16 protein-coding genes and 2 tRNA genes are annotated in these 20202 nt (G+C 63.1%); 12 read left to right on the top strand and 6 right to left on the bottom strand.

From position 1 onward, the window contains the following. Positions 1-75 precede the first annotated feature (75 nt). Positions 76-1314 carry an argininosuccinate synthase gene (locus PFY01_RS01185; protein WP_066625161.1) on the top strand — a complete coding sequence of 413 codons (1239 nt, stop codon included), beginning with the start codon at positions 76-78 and terminating at the stop codon, positions 1312-1314. Here PFY01_RS01185 and PFY01_RS01180 read toward each other — a convergent pair. The 3 genes from PFY01_RS01180 to PFY01_RS01170 are packed head-to-tail and all read right to left on the bottom strand — an operon-like array spanning position 1311 to position 4807. Further along, positions 1311-2612 (bottom strand): PQQ-dependent sugar dehydrogenase, encoded by a 1302-nt coding sequence (locus PFY01_RS01180; RefSeq protein ID WP_271042100.1) that lies wholly within the window; start codon positions 2610-2612, stop codon positions 1311-1313. The two genes, PFY01_RS01185 and PFY01_RS01180, sit on opposite strands and share 4 nt — an antisense overlap. Before the next feature lie 43 nt (positions 2613-2655). Beyond that, positions 2656-3975 (bottom strand): acetyl-CoA hydrolase/transferase family protein, encoded by a 1320-nt coding sequence (locus tag PFY01_RS01175; protein ID WP_271042099.1) that lies wholly within the window; start codon positions 3973-3975, stop codon positions 2656-2658. Positions 3976-4030: 55 nt separating this feature from the next. Further along, positions 4031-4807, bottom strand: coding sequence for a phosphatase PAP2 family protein (locus tag PFY01_RS01170; RefSeq protein ID WP_271042098.1), 777 nt, complete (start codon positions 4805-4807; stop codon positions 4031-4033). A gap of 257 nt (positions 4808-5064) precedes the next feature. On the opposite strand from PFY01_RS01170, the gene PFY01_RS01165 reads away from it, so the two are divergent. Both PFY01_RS01165 and PFY01_RS01160 read left to right on the top strand, forming a co-directional pair. After that, a complete protein-coding gene (locus PFY01_RS01165) occupies positions 5065-6948 on the top strand; it encodes a ribonucleoside-diphosphate reductase subunit alpha (RefSeq protein ID WP_420197059.1) in 1884 nt (627 codons plus the stop codon). Between the two features lie 216 nt (positions 6949-7164). Beyond that, on the top strand, positions 7165-7971 hold the full coding sequence (locus PFY01_RS01160; protein WP_197458399.1) for a lipid A-modifier LpxR family protein: 807 nt from the start codon (positions 7165-7167) through the stop codon (positions 7969-7971). Between the two features lie 4 nt (positions 7972-7975). Here PFY01_RS01160 and PFY01_RS01155 read toward each other — a convergent pair whose 3' ends face one another. Beyond that, complete coding sequence (locus tag PFY01_RS01155) at positions 7976-9730, bottom strand: gamma-glutamyltransferase family protein (protein WP_271042097.1); 1755 nt, start codon at positions 9728-9730, stop codon at positions 7976-7978. A gap of 144 nt (positions 9731-9874) precedes the next feature. Here PFY01_RS01155 and PFY01_RS01150 point away from each other — a divergent pair. The 8 genes from PFY01_RS01150 (at position 9875) to PFY01_RS01115 (ending at position 17224) form a co-directional block, all read left to right on the top strand. Next, a tRNA-Arg gene (locus PFY01_RS01150) sits at positions 9875-9951 on the top strand. Positions 9952-10620: 669 nt separating this feature from the next. Further along, positions 10621-10761, top strand: a complete 141-nt coding sequence (locus PFY01_RS01145) for a hypothetical protein (RefSeq protein ID WP_271042096.1) — start codon at positions 10621-10623, stop codon at positions 10759-10761. Between the two features lie 135 nt (positions 10762-10896). Further along, a complete protein-coding gene (locus PFY01_RS01140) occupies positions 10897-11118 on the top strand; it encodes a hypothetical protein (protein WP_271042095.1) in 222 nt (73 codons plus the stop codon). Between the two features lie 166 nt (positions 11119-11284). Then, positions 11285-11875: a hypothetical protein gene (locus PFY01_RS01135; protein ID WP_271042094.1), complete on the top strand. Its 591-nt coding sequence runs from the start codon at positions 11285-11287 to the stop codon at positions 11873-11875. A gap of 224 nt (positions 11876-12099) precedes the next feature. Next, on the top strand, positions 12100-12795 hold the full coding sequence (locus PFY01_RS01130; RefSeq protein WP_271042093.1) for a hypothetical protein: 696 nt from the start codon (positions 12100-12102) through the stop codon (positions 12793-12795). 108 nt (positions 12796-12903) lie between these two features. Continuing rightward, complete coding sequence (locus tag PFY01_RS01125; protein ID WP_271042092.1) at positions 12904-13767, top strand: hypothetical protein; 864 nt, start codon at positions 12904-12906, stop codon at positions 13765-13767. Next, the gene (locus PFY01_RS01120) at positions 13764-16292 is read left to right on the top strand and encodes a fimbria/pilus outer membrane usher protein (RefSeq protein WP_271042091.1); all 2529 of its coding nucleotides are present in this window, start codon (positions 13764-13766) and stop codon (positions 16290-16292) included. The genes PFY01_RS01125 and PFY01_RS01120 overlap by 4 nt, the downstream gene beginning before the upstream one ends. 20 nt (positions 16293-16312) lie before the next feature. Continuing rightward, on the top strand, positions 16313-17224 hold the full coding sequence (locus PFY01_RS01115) for a hypothetical protein (protein ID WP_271042090.1): 912 nt from the start codon (positions 16313-16315) through the stop codon (positions 17222-17224). Positions 17225-17242: 18 nt separating this feature from the next. On the opposite strand, the gene PFY01_RS01110 is transcribed toward PFY01_RS01115, so the two are convergent. Next, complete coding sequence (locus tag PFY01_RS01110) at positions 17243-17665, bottom strand: hypothetical protein (RefSeq protein ID WP_271042089.1); 423 nt, start codon at positions 17663-17665, stop codon at positions 17243-17245. Between the two features lie 530 nt (positions 17666-18195). On the opposite strand from PFY01_RS01110, the gene PFY01_RS01105 reads away from it, so the two are divergent. After that, positions 18196-18316 (top strand) — tRNA-OTHER (locus PFY01_RS01105). A gap of 101 nt (positions 18317-18417) precedes the next feature. On the opposite strand, the gene PFY01_RS01100 is transcribed toward PFY01_RS01105, so the two are convergent. Then, positions 18418-19944 (bottom strand): ShlB/FhaC/HecB family hemolysin secretion/activation protein, encoded by a 1527-nt coding sequence (locus PFY01_RS01100; RefSeq protein ID WP_271042088.1) that lies wholly within the window; start codon positions 19942-19944, stop codon positions 18418-18420. Positions 19945-20202: the final 258 nt, after the last annotated feature.

Here is a 20202-nt window from a genome sequence, read left to right as displayed (position 1 = left end):
GGTTGCATCGCCGGACCCCCGGTCTTATGCGCGCGTCAACTCCCCGACTGACCGCCCCTTGCTGAAAGAGCCGCCATGTCCGCCCCCGCCGACAAGCCCGTCAAGAAAGTCGTCCTCGCCTATTCGGGCGGGCTGGACACCTCGATCATCCTGAAGTGGCTCCAGACCGAATATAACGCCGAGGTGGTGACCTTCACTGCCGATCTGGGCCAGGGCGAAGAGTTGGGCCCGGCGCGCGAGAAGGCGCTGAAGCTGGGCATCAAGCCCGAGAACATCTTCATCGACGACCTGCGCGAAGAGTTCGTGCGCGACTTCGTCTTCCCCATGTTCCGCGCCAACGCCCAGTATGAGGGCGACTATCTGCTGGGCACCTCCATCGCCCGCCCCCTGATCTCCAAGCGCCAGATCGAGATCGCGCGTCAGGTCGGCGCCGACGCCGTCTGTCACGGCGCGACCGGCAAGGGCAACGATCAGGTCCGGTTCGAGCTGGGCTACTATGCGCTGGAGCCCGACATCCGCGTCATCGCGCCGTGGCGCGAGTGGGAGTTCCGCAGTCGCGAGGCCCTGCTGGACTTCGCCGAGAAGAACCAGATCCCCATCGCCAAGGACAAGCGCGGCGAGGCGCCCTTCAGCGTCGACGCCAACCTTCTGCACTCCTCGTCCGAGGGCAAGGTGCTGGAAGACCCGGCGGTCGAGGCGCCCGAGTTCGTCCACCAGCGCACGATCAGCCCGGAAGACGCGCCGGACGTGGCGACCGTCATCGAGATCGGCTTCGAGAAGGGCGACGCCGTCTCGATCAACGGCGAGGCCATGTCGCCCGCCACGATCCTGACCGCCCTGAACCAGTATGGCCACGACAACGGCATCGGCCGTCTGGACCTGGTCGAGAACCGTTTCGTCGGCATGAAGTCGCGCGGCGTCTATGAGACCCCCGGCGGGACCATCCTGATCGCGGCGCACCGCGGCATCGAAAGCATCACCCTGGACGGCGGCTCCATGCACCTGAAGGACCAGCTGATGCCGAAATACGCCGAGCTGATCTACAACGGCTTCTGGTTCTCGCCCGAGCGCGAGATGCTTCAGGCCGCCATCGACAAGAGCCAGGAAAACGTCTCCGGCACGGTGAAGGTCAAGCTGTACAAGGGCAATGTCTCGGTCATCGGCCGCGAAAGCCCCAACAGCCTGTACGATCAGGACCTGGTGACCTTCGAAGAAGGCGTCCAGGCCTATGACCACAAGGACGCGGCCGGCTTCATCAAGCTGAACGCACTGCGCCTACGCGTCCTGGCCAAGCGCGACGCGCGCAAGAGCTAGGGCGTCTTGTCCGACCGGGCGATCCTGAGGATCGCCCGGTTTCGGTCGTCCGTGACCCAGATCGAGCCGTCTGCGGCGACGGCCAGCACGACCGGCGCGCCGCGCGGCTGACGGCCAGCGACCGTGTCCCAGCCCGGCGTCAGCACCTTGCCGCGTAGGCTGGGCGCGCCGGCGGGATAGGAAAGGGCGCCGCGCGGATAGATGGCGTAGCGACCGCCGATGTCGGTCAGGGGGCGACCCTCGCCGTCCGTCTCGGCCGCCACGATCCGGCCGCCCGCGCGACGATAGCCGTGCCAGCTCATCAGCAGCCGGCCACGCAGTTCGGGGAACATCGCCCCGTCGTAATAGATCAGGTCCAGCGGCGCGGCGTGGGGCGGCAGCAGGGCGACCGGGCGGTCGCGCTGGCCGCATCGCGCCTGGCCCGCGCTCCAGCCCGGCAGGGGCGTCGCCAGATCGACGCAGTAGGGCCAGCCGTAATGGCCGCCCTGACGCAGGACATTGATCTCGTCATAGGGATGGTCGGGCGTGGTCAGATCGACCGAGTTCTCGCCTTGCAGGATTGTGCCCGACGGGTGCCGCACGAGGGCGATGGAGTTCCGCAGGCCCGAAGCGAAGACGGTGCTGTCCTCGGCCCAGCGGCCTTTTCCCGTATAAGCGTGGCGCCGCACCTGGGCCGTCGCCGCGCTGTCGATGCAGGCGCCCGCCGCATTGGCGCGCGCCTGGCCCCGCGCATCCACGCAGCGGTCGCTAGGGGCGCCGACATTGACCAGCAGGTCGCCGTTCGCGTCGAAGACGAAGCTGGACAGCGGGTGGCGATTGGCGTGTAGCCGATTGTCGGGCAGGTCGCCGATGACGGTGCGCACCGTCGCCGCCGGATCGGCCGCGTCGGGGTCCAGCGTCAGGATGCGGTTCATCTCGGACACATAGATGCGCCCGTCCGGCCCGCGCGCCGCCGTGTGCGGCATGTTCAGTCCCTGGGCCAGCCGTCTCCAGCGCGGCGCACTGTCGGGGCCGAACGACAGCCGCCAGATCGCGCCATTGCCCGGATACCAGTTGCCGAGATCCGTCACCAACCAGTCGCCGTTCGATAGCGCCAGCAGGCCGCGCGGCATTCGCGGTCCCTCAGCCCCCGCGCCCTGCCAGACCAGCCCCAGGCAGTAGCCGGGCGCCATGCGCACGGTGGTCATCGGGCGGCCGCCGCAGTCGCTATCGGTGGCATAGGCGCCTTGCGCGCCTCTCGCGCTGACAGGCGTGGCGAGGAGCAGGGACAGCAGGGCCAGCAGGCGGACGGTCTTCATGACGCCAGAAGTCCCGACGGACGGCCCGAGATCAAGTGCGGCGTCAGATCAGGCCCTGTTCGCGCGCCGCCGCCGTCAGGCCGTCGCGAAACTCGGGCGCGGCCAGGGCGATCAGGGCGCGGGCGCGCTCGCTGGACGACTTGCCCTTGAGATTGGTCCAGCCGTGTTCGGTGGCGACGATATGGGTGTCGTTGCGCGGCGTGGTGACCGGCCCGTCCAGCCGCGCCACGATGCGAGAGGCCGTCCCCTTGGCCGCCGTGGAATGACAGGCGATGATCGACTTGCCGCCCTCGGATCCATAGGCGCCGCGCACGAAGTCCAGCTGGCCCCCGGCGGCCGTGAACTGGCGCCCGTTCAGAAACTCTGAGCAGCAGGCGCCGGTCAGATCGACTTGAAGCGTGGCGTTGACCGAGATCATCTTCGCATTGCGCGCGATCACGGCCGGGTCGTTCACATACGAGACCGGATGGGCCTCCATGCCGCGATTGCCGTCCAGAAACTCATAAGTGTTGAGGTCGCCCATCGAGAAGGCGAAGACGCCTACGCCGGGCTGCAGGGTCTTGCGGGCATGGTTGGCCACGCCGGCCTGCATCAGCTCGACCAGGCCGGGCGTCAGCATCTCGGTATGAACGCCCAGATCGCGGTGGTCCATCAGGGCGTCGCAGACGGCGTTGGGCAGGGCGCCGATCCCCATCTGAAGCGTCGCCCCGTCCTCGACCAGGTTGGCGATGATGCGGCCGATGGCCAGGTCCGCCGGTTGGGGTTCGGCGCGCGGCACGACCAGCAGGGGCGCGGCATGTTCGACGATGCCGGCGACCTGGGACACATGGACGGTGCAGTCGCCGAACACACGCGGCATGTGCGGATTGACCTCGACGATCACAGTCTTCGCCGTCTGCGACACCGGTTTGGAATAGTCGGTGTTGGTGCCGAACGAGAAGAAGCCGTCCGCATCCATCGGCGAGACGGTGCAAATAAGGGTGTCCACCTTGACCTCGTCGCACAGAAGGCGGGGCGACTGCTGAAAGCCCGTGGGGATGAACTGCACGGGGTTGGGGCGACCCTCCTCGTGTGCGCGCTGTTCCAGCCGGCGTTCGATGGCGCTGTGGAACAGGCTCCACGGGCGGATCCGGTCCATCAGTTCATAGCGCAGCACCGTCTCCCCGGCGATGGCGGTCGAGAGCAGATAATAGAGGTTCACATCCTCCACCTCGCCGCGCGCGGCCTGTTCGGCCAAGGCTTTGAGCAGGGCGGGCGGCTGGGACACGCCAAGGCCCATGGCGACCTTGGCGCCCGAGACGATCAGGGCTGCGGCCTGGTCGGGGGTCTTCAGGCGTTCGGCGTAGAGGGCGGCGTGATCCATGGCGTGCGTCTCCGACATGTCTTCAGACTAGCCTGCCGCGAGGCGGGTCGCGGGCCTAGACTTTGGTCGGGTCGGGCGCGGTTTCGATCGGGGAGGCTTCGTCCTGCAGCGCCGCACGGTGGCGCTTCTGCCAGCGCGCCACCCCATAGGCGACCAGCCACAGGGCCATGGCCCAGGCCGCGCCGACCGCCCAGCCGGCGAAGACGTCGGTGGCCCAGTGGGCTCCCAGATAGATGCGTGTCAGCCCGACCAGCAGGGCCAGCAGAATGCCGACGCCCAGGACGAAGACCTTGAAACGCTCGCGCGGGAAGGCGCGGGTCAGCATGACGGCGACGCTGAGATAGAAGACGGTGGACAAGAGGGCGTGGCCGGAGGGGAAGCTGGCGTTGATCGTCTCCACCGCCTGAGCGGCGGCAGGGGGCCGGGCGCGTTCGAACACCGCCTTCAGGCCTTCCGACAGCGCGACGCCGCCGGCCAGGCCTATGACCAGCAGCAGGGACGACAGCCATTTCCGCTGGCTCAGCAGGAAGACGATCACGATCAGGGCGAACAGCCCCAGCACAGAGATGCCGCCCAGCGAGGTGATGTCCGCCGCCGCCTCCTTCAGCCACCACGGCCCCCACGGTCGGCCGGGATCGTCAGCATAGGGCCGCATCAGCGCCAGGACATGAAGATCGAAGGCCTGGCCCTCGCCCTCGGTCATCTCATCGGCGAGGCCGGCGAAGGTCAGAACGCCGCCGGCGACGACCAGCAGAGCCAGAAGCGCGGCGATTTCCGTGCGGGCGACCGTCAGGGCGCGTATCAAAAAGGCGCGGACATCGGAAAGCGTCATGGGCGAGCCAACGGCCAAGCTCTCGCCATGTTCCTCCAAAGAAAAAATTGGGCCTGTGAGTAACTGCGGAGCAGCCGGAAAGCCTTTGATTCCAGCGAGTCCACCGACGCGAATCACCGCGATGTCCACAGAGTCAGATTTGTCACCACGCGGAGCCAAAAAAATCCAATTTGGAACGGGGGCAAACCGGTGATTTAGTTCTCATTAAGCACAGCAGACACAATATCTGGTATGCGAGACAATCGATGGGGATCGTAATGGCTGGCGGCGAGGCATTGAAGACGACGGAATTCCAAGGCGTTGCGGCGACGCCGACGCCGGAGCGCCCCCACCTGACCGTGGTCAAATCGGTCCAGGTCGACCGCTCGCGCGACGAACTGCTGACGGATTTCGGCAAGAAGACGCTGGAAGATCGCTATCTGCTGCCGGGCGAAAGCTATCAGGACATGTTCGCGCGGGTCTCGACCGCCTTCTCGGACGACGCCGAACACGCCCAGCGCCTGTATGACTATATGAGCCGCCTGTGGTTCATGCCGGCGACCCCGGTCCTGTCGAATGGCGGCGCGGATCGCGGCCTGCCCATCTCTTGCTTCCTGAACGCGGTGGGCGACAGCCTGGACGGCATCCAGAACGTCTGGAACGAGAACGTGGCTCTGGCCTCCAACGGCGGCGGCATCGGCACCTATTGGGGCGGCGTCCGCTCCATCGGCGAAAAGGTGAAGGGCGCGGGCAAGACCTCGGGCATCATCCCCTTCATCCGCGTGATGGACAGCCTGACGCTGGCGATCAGCCAGGGTTCGCTGCGCCGCGGTTCGGCCGCCGTCTATCTGGACATCCACCACCCGGAAATCGAAGAGTTCCTGGAGATCCGCAAACCGTCGGGCGACTTCAATCGCAAGTCCCTGAACCTGCACCACGGCATCAACGTCACCGACGAGTTCATGGAGGCGGTCAAGGTCGGCGGAACCTTCGATCTGAAGTCGCCCAAGGACGGCGCAGTCATGAAGACCGTCGACGCCCGTTCGCTGTGGACCAAGCTGCTCGACATCCGCATGCAGACCGGCGAGCCCTATCTGATCTTCTCGGACACGGTGAACCGCCAGATGGCGCCGCACCAGCGCGACCTGGGCCTGAAGGTCAAACAGTCGAACCTGTGCGCCGAGATCATGCTGCACACCGGCCGCGACCATCTGGGCGTGGACCGGACCGCCGTCTGCTGCCTGTCGTCCGTCAACGCCGAGACCTTCCTGGAATGGCGCGAGGAGCCGCGCTTCGTCGAGGACCTGATGCGGTTCCTGGACAACGTGCTGGAGGACTTCATCCGCCGCGCCCCGCCCGCCATGGCCGCCGCCGTCTATTCGGCCAAGCGCGAGCGTTCGGTGGGTCTGGGCCTGATGGGCTTCCACTCCTTCCTGCAGGGGCAGGGCGTCGCCTTCGAAAGCGCCATGGCCAAGTCGTGGAACATGCGCCTGTTCAAGCATCTGCGTCGCGAGGCCGATAAGGCAAGCCGCCTGCTGGCCGAAGAGAAGGGTCCGTGCCTGGACGCCGAAGAGCGCGGCGTGATGGAGCGGTTCAGCCACAAGCTGGCCATCGCCCCGACCGCCTCGATCTCGATCATCTGCGGCGGCACGTCCGCCGGCATCGAACCGATCCCGGCCAACATCTACACCCACAAGACCCTGTCGGGCTCGTTTGCGGTCAAGAACCCCTATCTGGAGCGGCTGCTCGACGACAAGGGCATCAACACCGAGGCGGTGTGGAGCTCCATCCTGGAGAACGAAGGTTCGGTCCAGCACCTCGACGCCCTGAACGAGGACGAGAAGGGCGTGTTCAAGACCGCCTTCGAACTGGACCAGCGCTGGGTGATCGAACTGGCCGCCGACCGCGCGCCGCAAATCTGCCAGGCCCAGTCGCTGAACCTGTTCATCCCCGGCGACGTAAACAAATGGGACCTGCACATGCTGCACTGGTCCGCCTGGGAGCGCGGCGTGAAGTCGCTGTACTATCTACGCTCTAAGTCGGTGCAGCGCGCCGCCTTCGCAGGCGCCGAGGACAAGGCCGAAGAGGTGATCGATCCCAATCAGCCGGATCTCTTCTCCCTGCCTAAGACCGACTACGACGAGTGCCTGGCTTGCCAGTAAGGCCATCTGCACCAATCGACCCGAAGGGCTCCGCGACAGCGGGGCCCTTTTTCGTTTGGGAACCGCTGCTGGTCGTCCTCGTTCAAAAGCGACGAAACCATGACCAAAAGCCGTTGGACTCTTGCGCCTGAGGGTTGCAGTGTGTGTCCAGCGGATCGGTGGGGAGACCGAATGCGATTAAAGGCCTGTATTGTCGGCTTTGGGGGCGTGTTGGCGATGGCCGGCGCGAGCGCCGCCTGCGCACAGACCTGGGCCCCCAACGCCTTCGACGCCTCGCCCGATGTCGAGGCGCGCCTGACTGAACAGACCAGTTTCCGCGTCGCACCTGACGCCCGGTTCGGCGCCCAGATCGAAATCCCGACCGCCTTCCGTTCCGACGACCGATCCGGCCTGTCCGCCAGCACGCGCAACGACGTCTGGATCGATCGCACCGACTTCACCGACCGGGTGACGCTGGAGACGGCCGGCCGTCTGCGCCGCGCTGACGGCTCTCCCTTGCCGGTGACACCCGTCGATCGGGCCGAACTGGACCCCGACGCCTATGATCTGCGCTATGTGCGCGGTTTCCGCGGCGCGCGCGGCCATACCGCCTCCGGCCTGGAGGTCAGCCTGACGCCCCACGCAGGCCTGGGCGTCGGCAGCGAAGGCCGTTCGGCCGAGGCCGGCGTCACGCTGAAGATCGGCGAGGGGCTGGATCGTCTGGCCCCCAACGGCCGCGAGCGTTTCGGAGAGCGGCCGCGCTGGTATCTGTATGCCGCCGGATCCGGCAGAGCCGTCGGCTACAACTTCGCCCGCACCCGCGACGGCGACTACGCTCGCTCCGGCTATACCCAGGACAAGGGCAGCTTCCTCGGCGACGCCTCGATCGGCGTGGCCTATCGCAAGGGCGACATGCAGACCTCGTTCGGCGTCGTCTATCGCGAGATCGACGCCGGCAAGGGTCTGCGCGGCATGAACGGCCTGGACACCGACGTCAGCGAGGGCCTGCTGGCCTTCCAGCTGTCAATCCGTCCCGGCCGCTGAGCCTTTAGCGAACTTCCGAGAGCGCCACGCCCTCGCGACGCGGATCGGCCCCGCCGTCCCAGCGACCGTCGCGCCAGATCGCGCCGTGCAGGCCCGAGGTCTCGGTGGCGTTGGGCTTCAGGGCCATGCCCGCCGCCGCCAGGGCGTTGCGGATATCCGGCGCGATCATGTCGGTGTCGGCCCCGACCATCTCGCCCCGCACCACCAGATTGGGCAGGGCGATCGCCTCCTGCATCGACAGGCCCCAGTCCATCGTCCCGACCAGGGCCTTGGCGACATAGGCCAGGATGCTGGACCCGCCTGGCGAGCCGATGGCGCCGACCAGCCGCCCCTGACGATCCAGGATCAGCACCGGCGTCATCGAAGAGCGCGGCCGCTTGCCCGCTGCCACGGCATTGGCGGCCGGATGTCCGTCCTCCTGCGGCGTGAAGGAGAAATCCGTCAGCTGGTTGTTCAGGAAGAAGCCGTCGACCATCCGGCCGTTGCCGAAGATGCTCTCGACCGTCGTGGTCATGCTGACCGCATTGCCCCAGGCGTCCACCACGACCATGTGCGAGGTGCCGCCCGGCTCGGCGGTCTGGTCGACCCCGCGCGGCGGCGATCCCGTCGGGGCGCCGGCCTCGACCGGGCCGTTCACCTGCGGGGCCAGGGCCGCGCGCGACGCGACATAGTCGCGATCCAGAAGCCCGGCGATCGGCACGCCGACGAAGTCGTTGTCGCCGATATAGCGGTCCCGGTCGGCATACATCAGCCGCTGCAAACGCCCGAAGGCGACCCAGGCTTCAGGGCTCTTGGCCCCCTTGTCTAGATCCGGCGTCGCCTCGGCCATGGCCAGGAACTGCAGCAACGCCACCCCGCTGGACGGCGGCGGCGGCACGCAGACCACATAGGCCTGATACGGCCGGCAAAGAGCGTCGCGGCGCAAAGGGCGATAGCCGGCGATGTCCGCCTCGGTCAGACCGCCGGGACGCGGTCCTTCGCGAACCGCCGCCGCGATGTCGCGCCCGATCGGCCCGCCATAGACGACGCCCGGCCCCTGCTGCGCCAGTCGCGCGACCGTGTCGGCGTAGGCGGGGTTCTTCAACGTATCGCCCGCCTGATACCGCGTGCCGTCCAGCTTGGTGAAATAGGCGCTGGCCCACCGCGTCCGCGCCTGAGGACTGCGTCCATTGATCATGCCGGCTAGACGCGGACTGACCGTGAACCCGTCGCGCGCCAGCCGTTCGGCGTCCCCGAACAGATCGCGCCAGGCCAGCTTGCCATGATCCTTTTGCGCCATGGCCAGCATGGCCACCGCCCCCGGCGCCCCGGTCGAGCGGCCCGACAGCACCGCGTCGACAAAGGACAGGGGCTTGCCGTCCTCATAGAACAGTTCGGGCGTCGCTGACGCCGGCGCCGTCTCGCGCCCGTCATAGGCCGTGACGGTCCCGGTCTCGGCGTCATAGCTCATCAGGAAGGCCCCGCCCCCCAGGCCCGACGACTGCGGCTCCACCAGGCCCAGCACCGCCTGGATCGCCACTGCGGCATCCACGGCCGATCCGCCGCGCCGCAACACGGTCATCCCCGCCTCGACCGCCAGCGGATTCGCCGCCGCCACGAACGGCCCCCGAGCGGGCGATGCGGCCGACGACGGGGCCGACACGGCCGGCGGCGACGCTGTCGTCGGCGAGTGCGCGCCGTGGATGTCTGTCGCGGTCTGGCATCCCGCCATGAGGACGGGAACCAGCACAGCAGCGATCTGGCGACGGAAGAAACGCATGGAAGATCCGAAAGCAGGGGAGCGTCAGACAGGCCTAAGCCGTCGCAGCCGCCACGCCAACAGCTTCAGACGCAGAAACTGCATTCCCCCGCTTGCGTCCGCCCGATCCACCGGCTAAAGACCCGCCCTCGCCGCAAGGCAGCCGCACCCGTAGCTCAGCTGGATAGAGCATCAGACTACGAATCTGAGGGTCGGGCGTTCGAATCGCTCCGGGTGCGCCACTTTCTTTTCAATGACATAGGTAGTGGAACTCCCTGTGTGGGGCGGGCGAGTTCACAGTCCGTTTACACTTGAGTTTACAGTCGACGTTCATGCCTTGGTCTTGGCGTCTTGGGCTTTTCTGGCTTCGCGAAGGCTCACGACACTGTCCATGCGGTCCTGCGCGCCATACGTTTATGCGGCGTCTATCGGCCTGACGGCGGAAATTTTTTAGCAGCCCTGTCGGTGGCGTGCTCAAGCTGGGACATGATCTCTGCGTCCGATCCGCCCGCGATGGAGATATCCAAACCCCGCGCATGGCGGAGGCCATAGATGTCGAGAGGGCAATAGAATTTGCCTTTTCTGGTCTGCGGCTCGGACTCTCTCAGCCCGGGCCAGCCGCGCCATCAGCCGGTTTGCCCGGTAAGTTGGCGAGCCTTCCAAGGAATGCTGCTAGCATTGTAGGCGATTGTCAGGGCGGCGTTAGGCGTCTGCACCATAAGCGCCGTCGGTCGAGGTGCCTCCCGCCTAGCACACAGGATGTTCTTTTTTCGGTCATCCAGAACAGGCGCGTGTGGGCCGCGCCGGCATCGCCATAGCCGATCGGTCGAGCGTTGAGAGGGATCGCGCAGATCGTGCCTCGACGGAAGCGACGAAGACCTAAAGGCCGTGCGCCGCGCAGCCTGAAGGCGGTGAGCACTTGCTCCGCAACGTCGCCCGACATCGGCGTCATTCTAGCTCCAGACCCGACCCAGCGCACCTACCCCGACTTCATCGCCGAACTGACTGACGGCCGCATCTTCGTCTTTGAGTACAAGCGTACGGGTCACTGATCGACACGGCGGAGGGCCGGAGCATCGGCGAGGTCTGGGCGCGAGCGAAGAATGCGAAATGGGCTGCCTAATTTTGCACCATACTTGGGGTGGCAGGCTTCTTCTTGGAAGGTCCAGGGAAGGATCATCTGCCGCTTGTCGGAATTCTCGACGCAGTCAGTGGGAACCGTCTTGCCCGCCGAATGCAACCGCATTGGCGCGGTCGATCCGCACTTCAGGCAGGGCGTCACGGAGTCCGTAGCGGGGACCTGCGAAATCGGCGCCGGCGTTTTCAAACTCATGTACCGCTCGGTTGCCATATTGGCACACATCGAGCAGGGGTTGTCGGCCCGAAGGATCGAACGGATGTTCGTGTGAATAGCGAATCGCCCGCGCGAAAATGCGGTATCGTTAAGGAAGTGTTAATTTCTCTTGCATTTTCCCACCTCAATAGATCAAGGGTGTCCCAAATTGGCATGGCCCGGCTTTTGTAAGGGTGTGACTGAGAGGGGCGCCGGGAAGGCGTCTGGGGCAGGGGTTGGGAATGGCGATCAAGCGCTTGCGCAGAAATGCTGGCTCTGTGGCCGTAAAAATCGCGCTGTTTGCAGCTGCGTCTATCTGTTGTGTCGTGGTGGCGAGTCCATCGCTTTCTGCCGATCACGGTTCTCCGCTGCCTGCCTCCAATGAAGTCGCGATTTCTATTGAGGGGGACATTCGGTCACTTTGCGAACTTCCTGACATTGCTGATGTGGACTTGGGCGATTTAAATTCGGGCGCGCGTTCCGTCAAAGTGGGCTTCGCGCTTTCGTGCAACGTGCCGTTTGAGCTGGAAGTCCAGTCGGGAGGCGGGCTGGTGCATGAGCTCAATCCGCAAGGTCAGGGTGGGTTCGCGGGCACTCTTGATTACGCCTTGAGTATCGCCCTTCCGCTGCGGGGGCCAGCATCTTCGCGCGTCGCGCAGCGCACCTTCACTGCCGGTCAGATGTCAGGAGCGGGCGCTGTCATCAGCACGGGTGATCACATCTCGGCCGGCGATGGCCTCATTACATTGGCCATAGCGTCGCCTCCGGCCCCCGGTTTGCTTGCGGGCAAGTATAGCGACGTCATAACGATGACTTTGCGCGCCGGAATATAGTTTAAACTTCATTATATATCTTAGAAATCGAGATTCGTCATCTACGCAATAGTAGGTGGGGTTTATCTTTTGACGTAAACGAAACTGAAGAATATATTATTATTTTGGTTTTCATGAGTTTTTAAGTTGACCGACGTTATTTAACGATTTATCCACCTGGCTGTGGGGCCCATTATTGTTTTGGGTTTCCCGACATCTCATCAATACAACTACGGAAACACCCAATGAAAACGATCACAAGCCTGCTCGGCGGCGCCGCCGTCCTCGCCATGACCCTGACCGCTTCGGTGGCGACGGCTCAGACCAAAAGCGTCAACGTGACGACGAACAGCTTGCGCGGCGGCAACACGCCCGTCACGACCTATACGGTCCGCGGCAAGAACTCGAACGGCACGGCGACGGCCACGACGCTTGAGCTGAACGACGCCCAAACCAACAGCTGGCGCATCACCGGCTTCGTGCCGGCCGACTGCGTACTGTTCACCGGCGGCGGCAACGGCAGCCAACAGGTCATCGACCTGGGCCAGATCGGCGTTGAGGGTCAGTCCGATCTGGGTTCGGACACCGTGTTCGACCTGCGTGACAATATCCAGCTGGATATCGCCAGCGGCACCGCCGGCTGCAACACGGCCAACACCATGACCATTACGAAGTCGGCTCAAGGTCTGGTGAACAGTGCTCCTGGCGCTTTTGACAGCAACCAGTTCCAAGCAAACATCCCTTACTCGGTTTCGGCAACCTTCCAGGCCGGCAGCGAAACGAGCCTCGTCGTCGCCGCGAACGACGATTCCGAGCAGAAGACCCTGGGTGCCTGGCGCTCGGGCCTGAGCATGCGCTTCTTCGCCGGCAAGCCCGGCAAGGGCCTGGTGGCCGGTACGTATGAGGACGTGATCACCGTCCGCTTCGACACCGACATCTAAGCATTACGACACGACAGAGAGGAGAGTGTCTTCGGATACTCTCCTTTCATGTTTCGCCCCAAATATAGTCGCCGCCGCCATCGGTTCAGCGGTCGCTTGAGAGCACGCATGTCAGTTTCGCTTCGGTCCAGATCGTTGCCTGTCGCCTTGATGATATTGGTGACGCTTGTTGTCTGTGCCTTGACGGGCAATGCGTGGGCCATGCGGGTATCGCCAATGGTCAGCGAGATAAGTACCCTTGGTGCGGGCGCTTCGGCCCGGATCGAAGTGCAGAATATCGCATCCACGCCTCTTCCGTACGAAACTAGCATCACACGCATAACATTCAATGCGGACGGGACAATCACCGAGACCCCGGCTGACGAAGATTTCCTCGTTTTCCCGCCACAAGGCATTGCGGCGCCCGGCGCTCGACAGATCATCAGGGCGCAATGGATCGGCGATCCAGCTGCCGCTGCCTCGATGGCCTATTATATGGAAATCAGACAGTTGCCTGTCGATTTCGAATCTCGATCGACTGACGTGGGAAGCGCCGCGGTTCAGGTCGTTTATCACATGAAGACGCTCATCATCGTCGCGCCGCCCAGCACAGAATCCGCCGTCCAGGTGGTCTCTGTCGAGGCCGCCGAAATTCAGCAGCCGGCGGCGCCTGTGACGACGCAAACATCGATCGAAGCCCTCACTGGTACGCCCGTCGTGCCGACCGCGACCGTGGACACATCTCCCCTGCCCGTCGTGAAGGTTCGCTTGCGTAATACGGGCCAGCGTCATGCGGTCATGAGCGGCGTAAACTGGATCCTTGAAGGCGTCGATCGGTCGGGCCAGCCTCTGAAGATCACGCTCTCTGCTGGCCAGATCAGCGGCGCGGTCGGGGTCGGCTATGTCCCGCCGCAAGGCGGGGAGCGGGTTCTGACGGTCCCAACCGGACAGGCGTTCGGCGACGGGCCTATCAAGCTGAGTTTCGCCGGATGATTGCCGGGGTCGCCCTGGCTCTCACCGCACTTGGGGGCAATTGGACAAGCGGGATTATTCGAACCGCGCCAGAATACGATTTGAACGCGCCGGCTACAGTCCAGGCCGTGCCGGACGCGCAGCCTAGATCGGCGGTGCAGGTGCCCGGTGATCAAAGTGTAACCCGGCCCGACGTGAACCCGTATGACCGGGATTTACAGCTCACTGCACCGCTTCTGTTCGGACGACGGGCATTGGGTGAACTGCCGATCACCTTGACGGCTGACGACCGCGTGTTGATCGACCGCGCGACCTTCCTCGATTTGCTCCGCGATGTTGTGAATCCCCAAGCCTTGGCCGAGATCACGTCACTAATCGGCGAGCGCCTAATGTTCGAAAGTGAGGATATCTCTTCCGCTGGCGTTTCACTGGCTTATGATGCTTCGACGCTGTCCGTGGCCATTCTCAAAATCGACCCCGCGCGGCGATCGCAAGGAGAGATATTCACCGCCGGCACTCGGCAGGCCGAGTCATCGATCCAGCCCGAACTATTTTCCGCCTATGTGAATCTCGACGCCTTCGCCACTGCGCAGGACGGCCAGATCGATCCCGCCGGGCTAGTGTCGGGCGCAGTCAGATTTGGCAATATTGTTTTCGAGGCGGAAGCTCGGGGTGGCCGAGCGGTTGACGGAACAACCGAGTTCGACCGGCGATACGCGCGCCTGGTCTATGATGAACCCGAAGCTTATCGACGCTGGTACCTGGGCGATCTGGACCCCGAGTTTCGCGGTCGGCAAGGTTATGTGCCGCTAGGCGGCATTGGTGTTTCGCGTCAGCGCAGGCGCTTCAATGCCTTCCGCAGCGATATCCTTCAGGGCAATCGCCAATTGCTGCTCGAACAGAATTCAACAGTCACCATTCTGCGCAACGGCGTGGTTTTCCGTGAGCTACAGCTCGATGCAGGGCCGTACGACCTCAGTTCGCTGCCCCTGCTTGCCGGGAGCAACGACGTTGAGGTCAGGATTCGCGATCTAACCGGACGAACTCAACTCCTCAACTATTCCGCCTATCTCGATCCGATCGACCTCGAACCGGGAGACTTCGAATACGGCGCTTTTCTCGGCGTTTCGTCCGAGAACTTTTTCGGCTCGCCGACGTACGATGGCGACCCTGCATTTACCGGCTTTTACCGGAAGGCGTTCGTGGGCAGGCCCGCAGTAGGCATGGGGCTTCAACTCAGCGAGGCAGTCCAGGGGTTCTACGGCGAAACCCAGTTGATCTTGCGAGATGGATCCCGCCTGCAAATCAACGCGGCAGGCAGTAACAGCGAATCCGGCGCCGGTTATGCCGGGGGGATCAGCTACGATCGTCAGTTCGACCGCGGGGAACAGGCTGATTATCTGACGCTTCAGGCTGACTTCACCTCCGAGCGTTTTTCGACTTTGGGCAACGTAGCTCTGCAAAATTTTTCGGAGTGGTCAGCCTCGGCTCAGTACAGCCGCTACTTCTCGGCGCGGCTGTACGGAACAGCCAACGCGACCTATCAAACCTTCCGGGCGGATCTCGATCCCACTTGGCGTGTGACCACCACACTGAATTACAGAGTCACACCTCGCGTGCGTGCTTCGATCGGGGCGGACTATGGTCGAGCGGCGTTTCGCTCCGGCGACCGCCAGGATGTCGGGCTCAGATTTTCAATCACATGGCAGCCAGACTTCCAGCGACGCGCTGAAGTGGCGTACGATCAGCGTACCAACAGCGCCGTCGCCAGCTATACTAAGAGCGGGGATGGCAGGGTGGGCAGCGTAGGCTACGGTGCCTTGGTCGGTTACAGCGATGGTCCTGCAAACGTGTCGGCCTACGCTGATTATGTCGGCAATCGCGGAACCGTGGCGTTCACCCAATCAGCGACGGGCGAAGATTTTTCGTCCGTATCCGACCGAACTGCGACGACACTCAGCGTGGGCACGTCCTTGGCGATTACGGGCAGACGGTTCGGCATCGGACGACGCATCAATAACAGCTTTGCCATCGTCGGCGGGCATGAAAGTCTGCAGGGGCGACGTGTGATCATCGGTGACAGTCTCGAAGACGGTCGCTATATCGCCAGCTCCGGCGCCCTTGGCCCTGCCGTTTTCAGCTTCCTGACGCCGTTTGTCGATCAATCGATCCGCTATGACGTCCTTGATCCGCCTCGCGGTTACGACATCGGATCAGGTGTGTTCCGGGTCAAGCCTGCAAACCGAAGCGGCTTTGCATTCACGGTTGGCACGGATGCGTTCGTCACTGCCTACGGCACGCTGCAACGGTCGGGCGGAGAGGCTGTCGGTCTGGCGGCCGGCGTGATGCGCTCCATGACGGACCCTGACGCTCCTCCGGTCAATGTGTTCACTAACCGCGTTGGCCGCTTTGCACTTTCCGGCCTGAAGCCTGGTAGCCGGTACAGCGTTGAGCTTCGCGACATTGAGGGTACGGCCTTTGAGTTCCAGGTTCCGGCCGATACCGAAGGGTTGCTGAACCTCCAAATCATCGAGGTTCCAGAATGATCTGCACAAGGACAGCGGCCATGCGGGCGATCCCAGTTTTCATGCTTTCGTGGGCCGCAACCTTCGCTGCACCCGTCGACGCTCAAGTCACATCACAGACCTCGTCAGAATGCCGGTTGATAATGGACGTCATGAGCGCCAGGTGGTCGATAGAAAACCACGATCCCTACAGCGGGGAAGTGCCGTTCAAGCAGTTTCAGCTCGCTCTGACGAACTCGGGTAACGGTACATGCACTGGCACGCTGGAAGCAGAACTCCTGGGCGAACCCTATGGTCTGGCGGGCCCCGGAACCGAGCGCGTGCCCTATACGCTGGTGGACGAGGAGGGCGGCCGAGACCTGACGCCCCGTACCGGAAAAAGTTCGCGTATGGTGTCGGGCCGACCCCTTGTCGTGGGGCCGGGTGAGACCGTGACCCGCTCATTATCTCTCATGGTGGACGCCTCGAAACTTCGGGGAGACGGCTCATTCTCCCAGCAACTCAGGCTACAAGGGGTAGGGCAAGAACTGGACGTGCTCACGAGCCGCGATCTCTCGCTTGAGCTTCAGGTCCGCCCTGTGACCGCCATCCAGCTTGCAGGCGCCGTCAGTCGTCGTGCAGGTTCCGGAGCCACAATCGACCTGGGTGAACTTTCCGAAGGCCTGCACCAGTCACCGGTTCAACTTCAGGTTCAAAGCACCCGTGGATATGTCGTCAGCTTCTCTTCTGAGAATCACGGTCGTCTGTCGCTTGGCACTACGGGCTGGAGTGTGCCTTATGCTCTCATGCTGGACGGCGAGCGTTACCAACTGAACCAGCCCTCCTCAATGCGCGTGGGCGGAGGGACTGAACGGTTCGACCATTTCAGTCTCGGGTTTGATGTCGATAGCGTGAGCGGACTTAGGGCAGGGCGCTATTCCGACGTGCTCACCATCTCAGTCCAACCCATGTAGAGCCGAGATTTGCGCGTATCAGATCGGGCGAATGGTGAGGACCACAATCAACGGGGTATCGACTTTCACGGCGTCGAACCGATAGCTCATTTTGCGGATTGCGGCTCGGTTTGACTGACTGACAATCTTTCCAGAGGCCTCCGCCAGGTCCAAAACGCTGGTTCCATATGTTAGACTCGCGCTTTCATCGCCACGCAACGGGCGATAATTTGCTGTGACGGTGAAGCCGCCTGGATTGTTGCACGCTTCTGTCACCGACCCTTCGGCACCGGTTACGGCTTGCATAGCAGTCTCAGGCCTGACCCAGCAGGAGAGCGGTACTGTAGCGCGGAGCCGAAATGACCCGCTTTGCGGTCCCGCGTAAGCTGGCTGCGCCATCAACAGCATGGCTGAAAATAGCGCTGCAGTAACGACATATGCGTTTTGAATCGTATAGGTCATGCGACATTCTCTCTTGATGTCTCCACACCATATCGACTGCCCATTAATGCTAGCTGAGATTGTATGATTAGCGATTTGCTTCCGTGTTTGATTAAGCGGATTTTACTATCTCCGAGCCTGTGAGGTGGTCGCCCGCGTGCGCATGCGGAACGACATTTCGTTGTTATCGACTTCCTCGAAGTCGTTGGTGACAACGGGGACCGGATAGGCCCAACGATCGGAAGAAATGATGATCTGACGATGTATTCTCGTCTGACCTTGCAATCATTCTTTCGCTGGAATTGAGCGCGGCGCGCGTCCGTCAGAAATTGCGAGCTTGGCGCAATGCTGCGCGCGAGATGCCAAGCTGGCCAAATACACATGCGTCAAGAAAGTCTGCTCAGGTGACACGCACGAGTAAGATTGGGGTGTTACCGGCTTTTCCCTCGTTGGAAGGGTATCCTCCTGCACGTGCGCGCCGACTCTCTACCGTCAATTTAATAGACACTCCACCGGCGCGGGCTGAGGGATCGTTCGTGTAACTCCCATAAGCGCCTGCTTAGTACCAGATTCATTGTTACATGAAGAACAATGTAAAATTCTGATTTTGCAGGCCTCTTTCCCAGACTACGAATCTGAGGGTCGGGCGTTCGAATCGCTCCGGGTGCGCCACTTCTTCCAAACAATACGACTTCAAACGTGACGCCGATTTAGGCGGGCCGTTCGCCGCGTCGCGATCCGCCGCAGCGCATAGCAAGTACTTCCGTGCGCGCTTAGAACTGTTTCGACAGCGATACAAAGGTGCGCCAGCCTTTGTCAGGTTGGTTATAGGGCGCGCGGGACAGGGGTTTGGCGAACTCGATACGCAGGGTGGCCTTGCGGTCGAAGGTGATGCGTGAACCGACGCCGGCAGACGTCAGCTGTTCGGACCAGTCGCGACCAGGCGTCTTGTTCCACACCTTGGCGGTGTCGAAGAAGGCGAAAGCCTGAGCGAAGGTGATAAAGTCGCCCTTGGGATCATATCCGACCCGCGCCTCAATCATCCCGGCGACGGCCTTGTCGCCGCTGGCTTCGCCATAGTCATACGCCCGGCCGTAGGTCGGGCCGCCGACGAAGAACTCTTCGGAGCTGAGCAAGGCGTCGTCCGACCATTGGCCTGAGGCCTCGACATAGACGCCGACATACTTGCTGAGATCGCGATAGGCGCTGACCTGGGCGTTGACCTTGAAGAACTCGCCCGTCGCGTCGTAGCGCGTATTCAGCGGCGAGCGCTCGGTCGTGGCGCCGAAGGCGTCAATCCCTTTCGACAGCTGAATTGAGCCGGCCATCCAGCCGGAGCTGGAACGCCGCTGTCCCGCCACCGACATCCGCGCCACGGTCAGGGTCTCGTCGGTGCGACCCGTGGCGACGTAGTTCTGCTCGACGCGACGGACATCCAGTCCCGCGTTGAGCCAGAGGTTCTTGTCGCGCGAACGGACCAGAGGATGCGAGAGCGTGACCGAGGCCATGCGGCTGCTCCCCCCGACCCAGCCCGATGCGTTTTGAAGCGGCGCATCCGTCTCATAGCCTGATACGCCAAAGCGGACGCGGCCGAATCCGGGCGCGACGGCAGAGTAGGACGCATCGATATAGGTAAGTTCGTCAGGGCGATCCGGCACCGTCAGCACGCCCAATGTGATCTGGTCGCCGGCCATAAAGGTCGAGTTGCGGGCGCCGGACAGGTAGACTTGCCACGGACCCTGCGTTTCGGAACCGCGATTGTCGACATAGACGCCGGCGCTGCCCGAGGTCATTGCCGTCTCGACAACCAGGCGGTGTTGGGCCGGGTCGCCGATGATCGGCTCGATGCGGCTGGTCAGTTTGACGCCGGGCACGTCGGACGCCAGCGACAGACGGCGATCCAGTTCGCCGATGGTGAGGGGGCGCTGGTTCACCAAGGGCTTCAGGATCGGTTCGACGGCGCGTGCGCCATCGCCGGTCAGTTTCAGTTCCGAGATATAGCCTTCAAACACCACGATGCGGGCGGCGCCGATGGCGGGGTCGGTCTCGGCGACGACGGCGCGGGTCAGAAAATATCCGTCGTTGCGATAACGCGCGGTGATCGCATTAGCGGACTGCACCAGATCACCCACCGAGACGCGCTGCGCCAATTGCTGGTCATAGGTGTCGGCGAGATCGGCGAGTGGATAGGCGGTCACCCCCTGGATCAGCATGCTGGTCAGGATCAGACATCCGGCGCATCCGGCGTCCGGCGTCGAGGCCGGCTCAGCGTCCGCGCGAACCGGTCCCGCGACAGCCATGGTCAGCACCGCCACCATCCCCCACAGGACGCTGATTGTTCTTAACCATGAAGTCGAAAAAATATGACGCACGCCGTTCTCCAAACACAGGAGATCATTTACGGCGTTCGGGCTAAAAATCGTGTTAATATCACCAGTTAAGAGCTTGGCAGGCACGTCCTGATATCCAGAACATCAAACAGAATGTCTGGAGTGTGTGTTGGCCAATCGATACGCAATATTCTTCGCGATCCTCTTCTTCTTTGTGCGCTACCCGAC

Source organism: Brevundimonas vesicularis (assembly GCF_027886425.1).
In the GTDB taxonomy this organism is placed as follows: Bacteria; Pseudomonadota; Alphaproteobacteria; order Caulobacterales; family Caulobacteraceae; genus Brevundimonas; species Brevundimonas vesicularis_C.
Note: the sequence above shows the minus strand (reverse complement) of the source record. Positions and strands in the feature narration are given on the sequence as shown.